Below are 16,449 nucleotides of genomic sequence, written 5' to 3' on the forward strand. Positions count from 1 at the left end.
TAGATTCGATTTCTGAGGTTTATTTAGTTGAGCGCTTACGTTTAGCAGTTTCAGCAATTCGCATCCGCAATGCGTTGAGCTTAATAAAGCCACCCGCATCCGCTTGGTTGTACGCTCCCCCATCATCATCAAACGTGGCAATTGTTTGATCGAATAACGTATTCGCGGAGTCGCGTGATATGACCGATACAGAACCCTTGTAGAGTTTAAGGCGCACAACACCGTTCACCATCTTCTGAGTGTGATCGATCAATGTTTGAAGCGCAATGCGCTCTGGAGACCACCACAAGCCGTTATAAATCAAGCTTGCGTAACGTGGCATGAGATCATCTTTTAGATGGGCTACTTCGCGATCTAACGTTATGCTCTCAATTCCACGGTGTGCTTTCAGGAGAATGGTGCCGCCAGGGGTTTCATAACAGCCACGACTCTTCATCCCCACAAAGCGGTTCTCCACGAGGTCAAGACGGCCAATACTGTGTTTACCACCTAACCGATTGAGCTCGGCCAATAATTCATGTGGCTTGTAAGCCTTACCATTGATTGCAATTGGATCGCCCGACTTGAATTCAATCTCAATGATTTCAGGGGCATCTGGGGCCTTCTCTGGAGAAACGGTCCAACGCCACATAGACTCTTCAGCCTCTGCATTGGGATCCTCTAAGTGACGGCCCTCATAACTAATGTGCAGCAAGTTGGCATCCATAGAGCAAGGGGAACCGCCTTGCTTATGTTTCATCTCAACAGGGATGCCATGCTTTTCAGCATAGGCCATCAATTTCTCACGCGAGAGCAAATCCCATTCACGCCATGGTGCGATGACTTTAATGCCTGGCTCCAGCGCGTAATAACCCAATTCGAAACGAACTTGATCGTTACCTTTGCCGGTAGCACCGTGCGATACGGAATCTGCGCCTGTTAGGCGAGCAATTTCAATTTGACGCTTCGCAATCAATGGGCGCGCAATAGAGGTTCCCAACAGATACTCACCCTCGTAAATCGCGTTAGCACGGAACATCGGAAATACGAAATCACGAACAAACTCTTCGCGCAAATCATCGATAAAAATATTTTCTGGCTTGATGCCAAATTGCAAAGCCTTAGCTCGTGCAGGCTCGAGCTCTTCACTCTGACCCAAGTCAGCAGTAAAAGTGACGATCTCACAACCATAGGTATCTTGAAGCCACTTCAAGATCACACTGGTATCGAGACCACCAGAATAGGCTAATACGGCTTTTTTAATATCGGACATGTTTCTTATTCAATCAAAAATTAATGAACACAAATTACAACAAATTAATCTAAGCGGCCACAGAGTAAATACTCCATTAGAGCTTTTTGGACATGCAAGCGGTTTTCGGCCTCTTCCCAAACGATGCTTTGCGGGCCGTCAATGACCCCAGCCGAAACTTCTTCGCCACGATGTGCTGGCAAGCAGTGCATAAAGAGTGCGTCTGGTTTAGCTGCCGCCATCAATTCTTCGTCAACCATCCAGTCTTTAAAGGCGCTCATGCGTGAATTGTTTTCTGCCTCATATCCCATGCTCGTCCAGACATCGGTGGTCACCAGGTCAGCGCCCTTGCAGGCATCCCTAGGATCTGCACAAATAGTGAGATGCTTATTGGCTTTTTTGCTCAAACGCGCTGGTTCTAGTTGATATCCCTCGGGCGCAGAGAAACGCAACTGGAAGTCCAAGCATTCTGCCGCCTGAATCCAGGTATAGGCCATATTGTTGGCATCACCAACCCACGCTACCGTCTTTCCTTGGATTGGGCCGCGCGCTTCCACAAAGGTAAAAATATCTGCCAGCACTTGGCACGGATGATATTCATTCGTTAAGCCATTAATAACCGGTACACGAGAGTTCGCAGCAAAACGCTCAATAATCTCCTGACCAAAAGTGCGAATCATGATGATGTCCGTCATTCCAGAAATGACTTGTGCGGCATCTTCCACTGGCTCACCACGACCTAATTGTGTGTCACGCGTATTGAGGTAGACCGCATGGCCTCCCAGCTGATGAATACCCGCCTCGAATGAGAGACGAGTACGGGTGGAGCGCTTCTCAAAAATCATCGCTAAAGTGCGATCATGTAAAGGATGCCAAGTTTCATAACTTTTGAACTTGGCTTTTAACCACGCCGATCTCTTCAGCAAATAGTCGCACTCCTCACGAGTGAGGTCAGCAAACTGCAGGTAGTGCTTTACCTGACCAGGCACTTGAGGCTTTGCCAGCGATGTCATAGTTGAGCTTTCTACTAAAGTTTTGGCTTGCATTTTTTTCTTAAAACTTTCAACTGCACGACAATAGAACATAAAGTCATCTTACGGCCACCTCAGGCTGTTAAGCTAGAGGGTTTAGTAATACCCATCCTACGAAACTTCTTTACGTCACTTGAACCACAAAAAGCTTTTCATTCAAGGCATTACCGCTTCTGGCAAACCATTTCGGCCCAGCGATTGGGCAGAGCGTCTTTGCGGAGTGATGGCTACTTTTCCCCTCCAGGTGATTCCGGAGACCCCCGCTTCACATATTCGCCCTATGTCAGACCAGTGCTGATTGCAAAAGTGAAATGCGTTGTTATTGATACCAGGCTAGGTGACCTCGACCCAAGAGCGCTCGACTTTGTCATGAACTTTGCCAAAGACAATAGCCTACCGATTGAAGAAGCCTGTGAGTTTGATCCTAAACCCCAAACCCAGCCCTAAAAACAAAAACCCGCTCTGATCAGGAGCGGGCCTAGGTCGGATTACGATCCGACCAGCCTAAAACATTTACTAAATTACGCTACCATCGCCTTAATAGCCGCAGACAAACGTGATTTTTGACGTGCCGCAGTATTTTTGTGCGCGATCTTTTTGTCGGCAATCTTATCAATTGTTGACTGAGTTGCAGCAAATACTTTTGCAGCAGCCGCTTTATCACCAGCGTCAATTGCTCTGCGAACCGCCTTAATGGAAGTGCGTAGCTTTGAACGCAAGCTGGAATTGTGTTCGTTCTGTTTTACTGCCTGGCGTGCGCGCTTACGCGCTTGTGCTGTATTGGCCATCTTTAAACCTTGCCTCCATAAATTGCAAAATGCGATTAGTTAAAAATCTTGCGGATCTGCCAGATTTATAAGCAAGCTCGCTAAAACTCGAGATTCTACCTGAAAGGGGCAAAAAAGCCCAGTCTGACCATAAATAGGTGAAAATCGGCACATGAACCTGCTTTCAGCCGCCGCCAAGGTTAGCTCCCTGACCATGCTCTCCCGTATTACGGGGCTACTCAGGGAAACCTTAATCGCCCGAAGTTTCGGGGCCTCAGAGTGGACTGACGCCTTTAATGTCGCTTTTAGGCTACCCAACCTGCTGCGCCGCCTATTTGCCGAAGGGGCGTTTTCTCAAGCCTTTGTGCCCATTTTGGGTGAAATTTCCACGAATGAGGATCAAAGTCAGGCCAAAATCCTCATCAACGCAGTTGCAACCCTCCTATTCTGGGCTTTACTGCTCACAGTGGCAGTTGGGGTGATCGGCGCCCCTGCGCTGATTTTGGTCATTGCAACGGGCTTTCAAGGAGGTCCAGCCTATGAGGCGAGTGTGGTGATGACCAGAATCATGTTCCCCTACATAGGACTTATTTCACTAGTTTCCCTGTCGGCTGGAATTCTGAACGTCTACCAACGCTTTGCCATTCCCGCTTTTACGCCCATCCTTTTAAATCTTGCTCTCATTGCCAGTGCCATTTTTTTAGCACCACATCTCGAGCAACCCATTTACGCACTGAGTCTCGGGGTGTTGCTAGGTGGGATACTGCAATTGGCCATTCAAATTCCACCGCTAGCGCGACTTGGGCTGCCGCCGCGCATTGGCTTATTGCCGGGCGCAATCAAAACCGCATTCACCAATCCCGATGCAAGACGCATTTTAAAACTGATGGGGCCAGCAGTATTTGCAGTGTCAGTTGCACAAATTTCACTGATCATCAATACCAACATCGCTTCCCGCTTACAAGCAGGAAGCGTCTCCTGGCTCTCGTACGCCGATCGATTGATGGAGTTCCCAACAGCACTATTGGGGGTTGCCTTGGGCACCGTGCTTTTGCCAAGCCTTAGCAAGGCAAATGCCAAAAATGATTTTGTCCATGCAGGTGAACTGTTAATTTGGGGGTTACAATTAACTTTCTTGCTGGCGATACCGGCTGCGATTGCTCTATTTATTTTTGGCGAACCCTTGGCAGCCGTGCTATATCACTATGGAAAATTTAATGCCCTTGATGTCTTAATGACACAGCGCGCACTTGCTGCTTATGGCGTTGGTCTCACTGGGTTAATTCTTGTCAAAATTTTGGCGCCAGGGTTTTATTCACGCCAAGACATTCGCACACCCATCAAAATTGGTTTGCTAGTTTTGGTGGCAACGCAATTAGCCAACCTCGTATTTGTTCCTTGGTTTGGTCATGCCGGCTTAGCCCTCTCAGTTGGAGTGGGGGCCTGCTTAAATGCCGCATTGTTATGGATTGGACTCCATAGACGGGGCGCCCTACCAAATGCAGCATGGGCAAAGTATTTAGGTCAACTCTTTTTGGCATTAATCCCTTTTTCAGCGCTTCTTTTTTATGCGGCAGGCGCCCATGATTGGATCGCTCTACAAGCAGAACCTTGGATTCGTATTGGTCTATTGGCGATGTGGCTAGTTTTAGCAGCCTTGATTTACTTTGGCGCCTTGGCACTCGTTGGAATTCGCTGGCAAAAATTCTTGCGTCATGCAAAATAGGCTATATGCCAACACAACAACTCGACTATTTCACCTCATTAGTTACTGAAGACGAGCACTTCCCACTAACGGAAGCGGCGATTGCAGTTGCGCAGCACGCCTATCCTGATTTGGATGTTCAGGGAGTGCTTGATCATCTCGATGAGTTGGGTAATAAGCTTAAGATGCGGATTACTCCTGATACATCCCCAATTCAGCGGCTTCAAATTCTCAAGCATTTTTTTATACCGAGTTAGCCTTTGGGCCTAACCCCAATGATTTCTATGCGCCTGAGAACTCATACCCGCACTACGTACTTGAAAATCGGCTAAGCATTCCCATATCACTCGCCATCATCATGATGGAATTGGGGCAACAGATTGGCTTAAAGATTCGAGGAGTTTCTTTTCCGAATCATTTCATGATGCGCATTTCACTACAGCAAGGTGAAGTGATCATGGACCCTCTTACAGGAGACTCTCTCCAAAAATCAATTGCAAGAAATGCTTGATCCTTACCTCGATGCTAAATTCCTTAGGGCTTCTAGCTCCAGAGAGATCTTGTCTCGCCTCTTGCGCAATCTCAAGATGATTTATTCAGAACATGAACGATGGGAGCGACTACTCGGAATTCAAGAACGTTTGGTGATCTTATTGCCAGATTCTATTGAGGAGGTCCGAGATCGTGGCCTAATATTTGCGCAACTCGAATATCTTCGTCCTGCTTTAGCGGATATGCATCGCTATCTCAGCGAAGTGCCAGAGGCAGAAGATGCAGGCGATATTCGCGAGCACATTGCAACACTCGAGAGTCAAACCAAACTACATTAAAACCTGGTAGTTTGGTTTGTTGTGAATTTGCTTTAGCTGCTTTTCTTGCGCTGAAAAATTTTATAGATTGCCGCTAACAGTACCGGCACAGCGGCTGCACAAATACCAACAAGCACAATCACATTTAAGTTTTGGCGAATCACGGGAATGTTGCCAAAGAAGTAGCCTGCAATTACCAGACCAAATACCCACAACATCGCGCCCGTGATATTAAATAACTGAAAACGCGAAAAGTTCATTTCGGAAACCCCTGCCACAAAAGGAGCAAAGGTTCGAATGATGGGCAAGAAGCGGGCAACAATAATCGTTTTGCCGCCATGCTTTTCATAAAAGGCATGCGTCTTTAATAAAGCGCTTTGGTCTATCCAGCGTGACCGACTACTAAATACTTTTTTACCAATCCAGCGTCCAATGAAGTAATTGACAGTATTACCCGTCACTGCAGCAATCAACAATCCAATACACAAAGTCCAGATATTGAAATGCTCAGTGGCGCAATAAGCGCCCGCAATGAATAAGAGGGAATCGCCTGGTAGGAATGGTGCAACCACCAATCCGGTTTCTGCAAACACAATTGCAAATAGCAAACCATACGCCCAGGGGCCATATTGTGAAATCACGACATCTAAATGACGGTCAATATGGAGCAATAAATCACTTAACTGCAAAAGGGTATCAATCAACGCGTACTCCAAAGATAGGCTTGATGCGGATATTAACAGGCTCTTATAATGAAACATGCAAACTGAACCTAACATTCAGCCAATGCAGTCACCAGTAGTAAATCCCATATTGTGCATAGTGGGACCCACTGGTGCAGGCAAAACCCATCTCGCCATGGCATTGGCTGAGCATGCTAAATCGGTTGGCCTCACGATTGAACTCATTAGTATGGACTCTGCGCTGGTATATCGCGGCCTCGATATCGGGAGTGCGAAACCCACCAAAGCAGAACAAGCGTCCGTTGTACACCACCTCATCGATATTCTTGAACCCACTGAGGTCTATTCGGCAGCCCGTTTCGCTAACGACGCCAAACAGTTATGTGAAGACATTCGGGGTCGTGGACATATCCCAGTTACCGTTGGTGGAACGATGTTGTATTGGAGAGCGTGGGCATACGGCCTATCCTCGCTACCAACCGCTAATCCTCAGATCCGAGCGCGTTTAGATGAAGAAGGCAAAGCATTAGGCTGGCCAGCAATGCACGCTAAGCTAGCCAAAATAGATCCCGAAACTGCAGCACGCCTCAAACCCAATGACTCACAACGTGTACAGCGTGCGTTGGAAGTGTTTGAGATTACTGGCAAGTCAATGTCTCGCTTGCTGGCCAACTCCCCAAGCGGGGATGGCAGAGAAGGTTCATCAATTCCAGATTGGATTAATTTGGTATCGCTTGAGCCGAGTGATCGCAAACGCTTGCATCAAAATCTGGAAAAACGTTTCGATGAAATGTTGCTTGCTAGATTTTTGGATGAAGTTCGCGTGTTACGTACCAATACCGCTTTACATGCGGACTTGCCCGCTATTCGTTCTGTTGGATATCGACAAGCGTGGGAATTTCTGAGCGGAAATATAGATGCTGAGCAAATGCGCTACAAAGCATTAGCTGCAACCCGTCAACTGGGAAAACGTCAACTTACGTGGCTAAGAGCCATCTCGGGAAGAAAAGTCTTTGACCCATTTAATCCAGCAGAGTTACAAGCGGCGCTGGACTACTGTAAAGCCAGCTTGCCTACAACTTAGACAACGATGGTTTGAGGGGCGCCTTGAGGGCGCTCCACAACCTCGCCAACTGTCCAAGCTTTTAGGCCGTGATCACTTAATGATTTGATTGCGGCATCTACTTGATTGGGAGCAACGATAACCACCATACCAATACCGCAGTTAAATACACGCACCATCTCAGCATCCGCAACACCACCCTTCATTTGCAACCAACGGAAGAGTTCTGGCATTTGCCAGCTATCACGGTGTAAAACTGCTTGAGTATTTTCTGGAAGAACGCGTGGCACGTTATCTACTAAGCCACCACCGGTAATATGCGCCATGCCTTTTACGTCAATCTCAGAGATCAATTTCAGCAAAGGCTTTACATAAATCTCCGTTGGAGCCATCACGACATCACCCAATGGGCGGCCACCAAGATCATCACTCGGCTTAGCGCCCGCGCGCTCAATAATTTTGCGCACTAAAGAGTAGCCATTGGAATGCGTGCCACTTGAACCAATTGCAAGAACGACATCTCCGGGAACAATAGAGTCACCGGTAATGATCTTCGATTTCTCAACGGCACCGACAGCAAAGCCCGCTAAATCATATTCACCCGGAGGATACATGCCTGGCATCTCTGCAGTCTCACCACCGATCAGCGCACAACCCGATAGTTCACAACCTTTTGCAATACCAGCAACAACCATAGCCGCGGTATCTACAGTCAACTTTCCACAAGCAAAATAGTCCAAGAAAAATAATGGTTCGGCACCCTGCACCAAAATATCATTCACGCTCATAGCAACTAAATCCTGGCCAATCGTATCGTGACGATTCCATTCGAACGCTAAGCGTAGTTTTGTGCCAACACCATCTGTACCGGAGACCAAAATGGGCTCCTTATACCGTTTAGGAACCTCAAAGAGCGCCCCAAAACCCCCAATTCCGGCCAAGACCCCCTCGCGCATCGTCTTTTTGGCCAAAGGCTTAATGCGATCCACCAAATCATCTCCAGCGTCGATATCGACACCAGCATCACGATAGGAAAGGCCTTTTGAGGAAGAATTCGTCGGTGCAGTCATGTTTATGCGGGAAGAATAGTAAAAAATGCTTCGAGATCAGTAGAATCATTGAATTCTAGAGGATTACTCGTAATGGCTGAAATTTTTACCCCTTTTCTAGCAACTTTCATCCTGGCGTATGCCTTGCGGCCAGTTTGTCTATGGCTGGAGGGGCGACGCATACACCGGGGTGCGGCAGCCACCTTAGCAGTACTTTTTGGCTTAGGCCTCATTTTTTGCATTCTCAGCCTATTAATTGGACTCCTCAAATACGAAATTCCACTCATTCGAGCACAAATTCCTACCTGGGTTGCCAATACTCAATCTTGGCTAGGACCAAAACTCAATGAGCTTCACATTCAGTTTGACTGGAGCACACTCAAGGTTGATGCGATCCAAAAAATTACCGAGCACATTAATCAAAATGCCGACACGTTAATGAGCTCCGTTTGGGGCACTGTATTGTCATCTGGCAGCTCGGTGATCACGGGGTTTGTCAATGCCGTCCTCATTATTTTTGTTTTGTTTTATCTGCTAATCGACTGGAATCATTTCTTTAGCCTTCTCAAATCAGCTGTTCCCGTACGCGCTCAAGAAACTGCCCATCATCTTGTGATGCATACCGACGGATTGCTATCGCAATACCTGCGCGGAATGCTGATTGTGATTTCAATTATGTCTGCCTATTACAGCCTTGGATTAACCTTAATTGGTGTCAAAGGAGCTGTCGCATTGGGCGTCTTTACCGCGATCATGATCGTGATTCCTTATATTGGAATAGCACTTGGGTTAAGTTTGGCCTTGATATCAGCACTCTTGCAGTTTGGACCAAGCTCGGAGGTCATTGGCGTGCTGGTTGTCTTTGGAATTGGTCAGTTTCTGGAGGGCTTTTTCTTGACGCCTCGCCTCGTGGGAGAGCGGATTGGCCTGCATCCAGTGGTGGTGTTGTTTGCACTGTTGCTATTTGGAAAGCTCTTTGGTTTTTTTGGCGTACTACTGGCGCTGCCCATCAGCGCAGTCAGCTTAGTCTTAGTGAAGTATCTTTGGTCTGTGTATACCCAGAGTAATTGGTATCAAAAATAATTCGTTTGAATGAGTACACCTTCTTTACCTAGACAATTTGCTCTCGATATCAGCCATACGCCCCAAGCAAGTCTAGAGAATTATTTACCTGGGAATGATCTAGCACTGGTATCGACGCTACACTCGCTGATCAAGAGTTGGAAAAGTAACGCTAACGCATTCGAGAGTAATCCACTGAATCGGCGCTGGTTCTATTGGTGGGGCTCGGAAGGATCAGGCAAATCACATCTACTCGATGCGATGAAAAACGCTGCTAAAAGTTCCAACATTAAGCATTTCTCGCTGCATCCCAACGAACCTACTACTTGGGTGCGACTTGAGGAACGCTTACCAACTCTAGTTCGAGACACCTCGCCGTCTGTGATCACGGTAGATGATGTTGAGCGCCTCGATGAGCAGATGGTTGGTGCATTATTTCGCATCTTGAATGAAGTTCAGGCCAGCAACAATATTCATATTTTTATGGCAGGTAACGCGGCTCCGGCACAGCTCACCCTACGCGAGGACCTCAGAACCCGTTTGGGCTGGGGTCTGATTTTCCAAACGCCATTACTTGATGATGATGAGAAAATACAGGCTTTAGAACAAGCGGCCAAAGCCAGGGGTTTGGTATTGTCCCCAGAAGTACTACCCTGGCTGATCAACCGCTTTTATCGTGATATGCCAAATTTAATGGCTTTAATTGATGCTTTAGATGCTTATTCATTAGAAACAAAACGTGCTGTAACCCTACCTCTCGTTCGCGAGCTCCTACAGCCAAAATAACTGATTGATAGTTTATTTGTGACCCAGCTAGCCCTTTTTGATTTAGACCATACCCTATTGCCCTGTGACAACGATTATGAATGGGGTCAATTTTTAGCACGCATTGGTGTTGTGGATAGCGAGTACTACGCGCGTCAAAATGAACGCTTCTATCAGGACTATAAAGACGGCAAACTGGATATACATGAATTTTTGCGGTTTGCCTTAAAGCCGCTGTCCGAACATTCGCGTGCGCAACTAAAAGAATGGCATGGTCAATTTATGGAAGAAGTGATTAATAGTCATCTTCGCCAAAAAGCATTAGATTTACTAAAACAACATCAAGATGCCGGGGATCTTTGTTGTGTGGTGACGGCAACTAACAGCTTTGTGACCCGCCCCATTGTTGAGCGTTTTGGCATCAAGCACCTAATTGCCACCGAACCCGCCACTCATGGGGATGATCCATCAGCCTCCTACACAGGCGAAGTTTTGGGAATTCCGAACTTTCGCGAAGGCAAAATTCAAAATTTGCACAGCTGGCTTAGCAAACAACATCTGAGTTTGCCGAACTTGCCGCGCAGTTATTTTTATTCAGACTCCATGAATGATCTGCCATTACTTGAGCAAGTAAGTCATCCGATTGCCACCAATCCAGATGACCGTCTGCGTAACGAAGCTCAAAAACGCAACTGGCCAATCCTTGAATTATTTGCATAATTACCAAACTGATCAAACGTATCTTGCGGCGCGATCCAATGGATCGACATACTCATGCGACCCATTCTGGCGCCCCGAAACGAATTCCCAAAAAATCCCATCGTATTGACCCGCACCTACTGTCAAAAAACGCCGTCAAAATTACCCAAACGTTGCAGCAAGCTGGCTTTGAGGCGTTCATCGTGGGTGGTGCAGTACGCGATCTCGTCTTAGGCATCGCGCCAAAAGATTTTGATGTAGCCACCAATGCTACCCGATCAAGTACAGCGACTATTTCGGAAGGCGCGTCTGATTGGTCGCCGCTTCCAGATTGTGCATGTGACGTTTTTTGGCAAGGGACACCCAGAAATTATTGAAGTCTCAACCTTCCGAGCTTTACTCAGTAACGCTGGAGACCATGTTGCCAAGAGCGGTCGTATTTTGCGTGACAACGTATGGGGCTCACAAGGTGAAGATGCTACGCGACGCGACTTCACCATCAATGCCATGTATTACGCCCATCAACCGAGACTGTACTCGACTACCACGGTGGTATGGTCGATATGCAAAAGAAAACCTTACGCATGATTGGTGATCCTACAAAGCGCTATCGCGAGGATCCAGTACGGATGTTAAAAGCAATTCGGTTTGCTGCTAAAACTGGCTTTACTTTAGATGCCGATACTCGTGCGCCGATCGCCAAGTTTGGCAAACTATTACACGATGTTCCGCCGGCCAGACTCTTTGATGAAACTCTTAAGCTTTTGATGTCTGGTTATTCATGGTCAGCAATTCAAGGCTTAAAGGATGCCGGACTTCACCATGGATTGCCTCCATTGCTCGATCATATCCTCGATGACAACGAAGCTTCAAAGGGAGCTAATGATTTTGTGAAATTGGCGCTGGCCAACACCGATCAGCGAATTCAGTCGGGCAAGAGTGTCTCGGCAGGATTTTTATTCGCAACGCTTCTGTGGCCCGATCTACTAAAAAATTGGCAAGCCAATATCGCCAAAGGCATGGCCAATATTCCAGCTCTTCAAGGTGCGATGGATGAGACGATTGCCACCCAAAGTAGTGGCATAACCATCCAACGTCGCTTTGAGAGCGATATGCGAGAAATTTGGTCTATGCAATCGCGCTTTGAAAAGCGGGTTGGTCGCTATCCCTATCGACTGATTGAATCGCCCCGTTTAAGGGCAAGCTATGACTTTATGCTGCTCCGTTGCGCCACAGGAGAACAAAATCCATCTTTAGGCGAGTGGTGGACCAGCTTCATCGCCGCCGATCCCGCTGGCCAGGAAGCACTTTTGGCGAGCGCCAAAAGTGAACCGGGAAATACTGCCGGCACTCCCACAAGAAGGCGTCGCCGCAGAGAACCCAAATCCCCTGCCGCACCAGAGTCTACTCCGGGCTAAGCAAGTTTCGAAAAATTTCGGTAAAGTAATTCCATAACGATTTTGGAAGCATATGGCACGAGCATTTATCGGATTTGGCGGAAATATTGGCGATACGCGTCAGCTCATTACTGACGCTATTGTTTGCCTAGCGCAACGTTCCGAATTGCATATTGTTGCAAAAAGTTGCTTCTATCAAAGCGCTCCTGTTGAAGCACTCGGCGGTGACTATATTAATGCCGTGATTGAAATCGAAACACAATTGACCCATTACGGTCTTTTGCATGTTTGCCAAGCCATCGAACAAGAATTCAGCAGGGAACGTCCTTACGCTAATGCCTCTCGCACTCTTGACCTTGACATTTTGTCTTATGAAGGCGTTACTCAAAATGAAACTGAGCTAATGCTTCCGCATCCAAAAATCATTGAACGCTCTTTTGTATTGCTTCCACTACTCGAAATCGCCCCCGACTTCTTTCTGCCCAATTTTGGCGAACTCAAGGCCTATCTCCCGAAAGTAGCTCATCAGCGCATTGAAAAACTCCCTTGTCGCAACTGTGATTGCGGGGGAAATGCTGTTTATAGCCAAACAGCACATTAATTCATTAAACTCTCGCCATGGGTTACTTACAGGGCGACAAGCCAATCACAATTACTAAGCTCCCGCTATGCATGCTGAGGGTGAAAAAATTTCAATGCTAACGGCACATTCCAACTATCGGGATTGGTGCGGGCCCAGATTGCTCAGGCCAAGTATTGGTTCTGCAAGATATGCTGGGCATAAGCCCAGGCAGACCCCACAAGTTCGTGAAGAACTTTATGGAAAGTCACCAATCGATCGAGGCTGCAGTCAAAGCCTATGTGCGTGAGGTGAAATCCGGTAAGTTCCCCGGGCCTGAGCACGGCTTTGCAGGCTAAGACTTCCTAGCTCTAACTAAAGAAGCTTTTTACACCCTCAAACCAGCCTTTTTGTTGGGGACTGTGTTTATCACCTGCGGATTTGAGGCTGTCATCAAATTTCTGCAGTAATTGCTTCTGTTCATCCGTAAGCTTTACTGGGGTCTCGACCAGAACATGAACAAAGAGATCGCCCACTAAGGTTGAGCGCAACCCTTTAATTCCTTTGCTACGTAATCGGAAAGTTTTTCCGGTTTGCATTCCCTCTGGAATGGCGAGCTCTACTCGACCCGAGAGTGTAGGCACCTCGATTTCACCACCAATGGCAGCGGTTGCAAATGAGATGGGTAATTGCACATGCAGGTCACTGCCATCCCGCTCAAATACTTTGTGAGGCTTTATGCGAACCTCAACATAAAGGTCGCCAGATGGTCCGCCATTAATGCCTGGTTCACCATTACCCACTGAGCGCACACGCATTCCATCATCAATGCCCGCCGGGATTTTAATCTCTAGAGTTTTTTGCTCTTTGTGCTTACTGGTCCCATGACAAGTCTTGCAAGGCTTAGGAATGTATTCACCAGTTCCACGGCATTTTGGACAGGTCTGCTGCATGGAGAAAAAACCTTGCTGTACACGGACTTGACCATGACCATCGCAGGTTGAGCACCTTTCTGCTTTAGTACCCGGTTTTGCACCGGTTCCATGACAGGGCTTGCAATCGCTCCAGCTGGGCACCCGAATTTGCGTTGTGTAGCCCTCGGCTGCCTGTTCAAGCGTGATGTCCATGCTGTAGCGAAGATCTGCGCCCTTATAGACTTGTGGGCCAGAATGACGACCCCCTTGACCAAAGATATCGCCAAAGATATCGCCAAAGGCGTCTGCAAATCCACCGCCACCAAAGCCACCGCCGAAGCCACCACCCACTGAGGGATCCACACCAGCGTGACCGTATTGATCATAGGCAGCGCGCTTATTGGGATCGCTTAGCGTTTCGTAAGCTTCTTTTGCTTCTTTAAATTGAGCTTCGGCCGTTTTGCTATCAGGGTTGCGATCAGGGTGATACTTCATCGCCAGCTTACGATAGGCTTTTTTAAGCTCCAGATCGCTAGCACCTTTTGCTACCCCAAGTACTTCATAAAAATCGCGTTTACTTTTAGGCACGGCCTATTCCTCTCAACAACTTCAATGGCACAAGTCGGCACGAGGCCGACTTGTTATTTAAGGATTTCTGAAAATACGTTAACGAATAGTTGAATTCAGAATTACCTCTTGTCATCAATCTCTTTAAAGTCTGCATCAACGACGTCAGCATCTGGAGCGGCTTTTTGCTCGCCACCAGGAGCTGCCCCAGCAGCCGCACCAGCCTTGGCCTGTTCAGCAGCCATAACTTTTTCGCCCAGCCTCTGACTTGCTTTACCCAAAGCTTCGGTCTTTGCCTCAATGACAGCCTTATCGCTGCCTTTGATGGCTTCATCCAACTCTTTGAGCGCTGCTTCAATCGCTTCTTTCTCAGCTGCTTCCAAGCTTGCGCCATGCTCTTCCAAAGCCTTCTTGGTCGAGTGAGCTAAGGCATCTGCTGTATTGCGAGCAGTTACCAACTCCAATACTTTCTTGTCTTCAGCAGCATTCGCCTCAGCATCTTTCACCATGCGTCGAATTTCTTCTTCAGTCAAACCAGAGTTTGCCTTGATGGTGATCTTGTTCTCTTTGCCAGTATTTTTGTCTTTTGCGGTGACATGCAAAATACCATTGGCATCGATATCAAAGGTCACTTCAATTTGCGGCAATCCACGTGGCACAGGAGCAATACCTTCGAGGTTAAATTCGCCGAGCAATTTGTTGGCTGCAGCCATCTCGCGCTCGCCTTGGTAGCACTTGATCGTTACTGCTGGCTGGTTATCTTCTGCTGTTGAGTAAACCTGTGAATGCTTCGTTGGAATGGTGGTGTTCTTCGGAATCATCTTGGTCATTACGCCGCCAAGGGTCTCGATACCCAATGACAATGGAGTAACGTCCAAAAGCAACACGTCCTTACGATCGCCAGACAATACCGATCCCTGAATTGCGGCACCTACAGCTACTGCCTCATCTGGATTGACGTCTTTGCGTGGCTCTTTACCAAAGATCTCTTTGACCTTCTCCTGAACCGCAGGCATACGGGTTTGACCACCAACCAAAATCACGTCATCGATATCGGAAACATTAACACCAGCGTCTTTAATCGCAGTTAGGCAAGGGCCAGCAGTGCGGCTGATCAATTCTTCAACCAAAGACTCTAACTTGGCACGAGTGAGCTTGAGGTTCAAATGCTTAGGACCGCTAGCATCAGCAGTAACGTATGGCAAATTGATTTCCGTTTGCTGTGCCGAAGACAATTCGATCTTGGCTTTTTCGGCAGCATCTTTTAAACGCTGAAGCGCTAACACATCTTTGCTCAAATCAACGCCTTGCTCTTTCTTAAACTCAACAATGATCCAGTCGATAATGCGCTGGTCAAAGTCTTCACCACCCAAGAAAGTATCGCCGTTGGTAGAGAGCACTTCAAACTGCTTCTCACCATCTACGTTAGCAATTTCGATGATGGAAACGTCGAATGTACCGCCACCTAAGTCATAGACAGCAATCTTACGATCGGCTTTGTCTTGCTTATCTAGACCGAATGCCAATGCGGCTGCGGTAGGCTCGTTAATGATGCGCTTCACATCCAAACCGGCAATACGACCAGCATCCTTTGTAGCTTGGCGTTGGCTATCGTTAAAGTAAGCAGGAACGGTAATAACCGCCTCAGTAACTTCTTCGCCAAGGTAATCTTCCGCAGTCTTTTTCATTTTGCGCAAAATTTCAGCAGACACTTGCTGTGGCGCCATTTTCTTGTCGCGCGCCTCAACCCAAGCATCACCATTGTCTGCTTGAACAATTGCGTAAGGCATCAAACCAATATCTTTCTGCACTTCAGGATCGGTAAATTTACGACCCATCAAACGCTTCACAGCGTAGATCGTGTTTTTAGGATTGGTAACTGACTGACGTTTTGCAGGAGCACCAACCAATACCTCACCATCTTCAACGTATGCAACGATGGATGGGGTTGTACGAGTACCTTCTGCATTCTCAATGACTTTCGGTGCATTGCTTTCTACGACTGAAACACATGAATTGGTTGTTCCTAAGTCGATTCCAATAATCTTTCCCATAATGACTCCAAAAAATGAAATTACTTTGTTGTACTTCTAATGAAGTATTCCGATAGACCCTAGATGGGGTCTAAACAGGGAAATTCAAGGGGAG

General features: G+C 47.3%; 13 protein-coding genes and 4 pseudogenes. 10 read left to right on the forward strand and 7 right to left on the reverse strand.

The genetic code is table 11. The features are described 5' to 3' along the window. Positions 1–19: 19 nt before the first annotated feature. Positions 20–1,252, reverse strand: a complete 1,233-nt coding sequence (locus BQ1619_RS06805; protein ID WP_114663013.1) for an argininosuccinate synthase — start codon at positions 1,250–1,252, stop codon at positions 20–22. Between the two features lie 44 nt (positions 1,253–1,296). Continuing rightward, complete coding sequence (gene argF, locus BQ1619_RS06810; RefSeq protein ID WP_174222119.1) at positions 1,297–2,244, reverse strand: ornithine carbamoyltransferase; 948 nt, start codon at positions 2,242–2,244, stop codon at positions 1,297–1,299. Positions 2,245–2,395: 151 nt separating this feature from the next. On the opposite strand from argF, the pseudogene BQ1619_RS06815 reads away from it, so the two are divergent. Continuing rightward, positions 2,396–2,709 (forward strand): annotated as a pseudogene (locus BQ1619_RS06815) (DUF3579 domain-containing protein). A 74-nt stretch (positions 2,710–2,783) separates the two neighbouring features. Here BQ1619_RS06815 and rpsT read toward each other — a convergent pair. Further along, on the reverse strand, positions 2,784–3,050 hold the full coding sequence (gene rpsT, locus BQ1619_RS06820; protein WP_114663015.1) for a 30S ribosomal protein S20: 267 nt from the start codon (positions 3,048–3,050) through the stop codon (positions 2,784–2,786). 151 nt (positions 3,051–3,201) lie between these two features. On the opposite strand from rpsT, the gene murJ reads away from it, so the two are divergent. Next, positions 3,202–4,755 carry a murein biosynthesis integral membrane protein MurJ gene (murJ, locus tag BQ1619_RS06825; RefSeq protein ID WP_114663017.1) on the forward strand — a complete coding sequence of 518 codons (1,554 nt, stop codon included), beginning with the start codon at positions 3,202–3,204 and terminating at the stop codon, positions 4,753–4,755. 5 nt (positions 4,756–4,760) lie between these two features. Next, a pseudogene (locus tag BQ1619_RS06830) lies at positions 4,761–5,564 on the forward strand (SirB1 family protein). Between the two features lie 32 nt (positions 5,565–5,596). On the opposite strand, the gene BQ1619_RS06835 reads toward BQ1619_RS06830, so the two are convergent. Then, positions 5,597–6,244, reverse strand: coding sequence for a DedA family protein (locus tag BQ1619_RS06835; protein WP_114663574.1), 648 nt, complete (start codon positions 6,242–6,244; stop codon positions 5,597–5,599). Between the two features lie 58 nt (positions 6,245–6,302). Between BQ1619_RS06835 and miaA the strand changes: the two genes are divergently transcribed. Then, on the forward strand, positions 6,303–7,310 hold the full coding sequence (gene miaA / locus BQ1619_RS06840) for a tRNA (adenosine(37)-N6)-dimethylallyltransferase MiaA (RefSeq protein ID WP_114663019.1): 1,008 nt from the start codon (positions 6,303–6,305) through the stop codon (positions 7,308–7,310). On the opposite strand, the gene purM is transcribed toward miaA, so the two are convergent. Continuing rightward, positions 7,307–8,359 (reverse strand): phosphoribosylformylglycinamidine cyclo-ligase, encoded by a 1,053-nt coding sequence (gene purM, locus BQ1619_RS06845; protein WP_114663021.1) that lies wholly within the window; start codon positions 8,357–8,359, stop codon positions 7,307–7,309. The two genes, miaA and purM, sit on opposite strands and share 4 nt — an antisense overlap. Positions 8,360–8,431: 72 nt before the next feature. Here purM and BQ1619_RS06850 point away from each other — a divergent pair, with 72 nt between their 5' ends. The 6 genes and pseudogenes from BQ1619_RS06850 to BQ1619_RS06875 form a co-directional block, all read left to right on the forward strand. Then, complete coding sequence (locus BQ1619_RS06850) at positions 8,432–9,421, forward strand: AI-2E family transporter (RefSeq protein WP_114663023.1); 990 nt, start codon at positions 8,432–8,434, stop codon at positions 9,419–9,421. A gap of 9 nt (positions 9,422–9,430) precedes the next feature. Then, complete coding sequence (hda, locus tag BQ1619_RS06855) at positions 9,431–10,186, forward strand: DnaA regulatory inactivator Hda (protein WP_114663025.1); 756 nt, start codon at positions 9,431–9,433, stop codon at positions 10,184–10,186. Positions 10,187–10,204: 18 nt separating this feature from the next. Next, positions 10,205–10,885 carry a histidinol-phosphatase gene (locus BQ1619_RS06860; protein WP_114663027.1) on the forward strand — a complete coding sequence of 227 codons (681 nt, stop codon included), beginning with the start codon at positions 10,205–10,207 and terminating at the stop codon, positions 10,883–10,885. Further along, positions 10,882–12,282, forward strand: a pseudogene (pcnB, locus tag BQ1619_RS06865) (polynucleotide adenylyltransferase PcnB). The gene BQ1619_RS06860 and the pseudogene pcnB overlap by 4 nt, the downstream one beginning before the upstream one ends. A 52-nt stretch (positions 12,283–12,334) precedes the next feature. Further along, positions 12,335–12,862: a 2-amino-4-hydroxy-6-hydroxymethyldihydropteridine diphosphokinase gene (gene folK, locus BQ1619_RS06870; RefSeq protein WP_114663029.1), complete on the forward strand. Its 528-nt coding sequence runs from the start codon at positions 12,335–12,337 to the stop codon at positions 12,860–12,862. Positions 12,863–12,969: 107 nt separating this feature from the next. Further along, positions 12,970–13,179, forward strand: a pseudogene (locus BQ1619_RS06875) (3-methyl-2-oxobutanoate hydroxymethyltransferase); the annotation flags it as partial. Positions 13,180–13,191: 12 nt separating this feature from the next. On the opposite strand, the gene dnaJ reads toward BQ1619_RS06875, so the two are convergent. Both dnaJ and dnaK read right to left on the reverse strand, forming a co-directional pair. Next, complete coding sequence (dnaJ, locus tag BQ1619_RS06880; RefSeq protein ID WP_114663031.1) at positions 13,192–14,322, reverse strand: molecular chaperone DnaJ; 1,131 nt, start codon at positions 14,320–14,322, stop codon at positions 13,192–13,194. A 101-nt stretch (positions 14,323–14,423) separates the two neighbouring features. Next, on the reverse strand, positions 14,424–16,355 hold the full coding sequence (dnaK, locus tag BQ1619_RS06885) for a molecular chaperone DnaK (protein WP_114663033.1): 1,932 nt from the start codon (positions 16,353–16,355) through the stop codon (positions 14,424–14,426). Between the last annotated feature and the right edge of the window lie 94 nt (positions 16,356–16,449).

The sequence above is a fragment of the Polynucleobacter necessarius genome (assembly GCF_900095195.1).
Lineage (GTDB): Bacteria > Pseudomonadota > Gammaproteobacteria > Burkholderiales > Burkholderiaceae > Polynucleobacter > Polynucleobacter necessarius_G.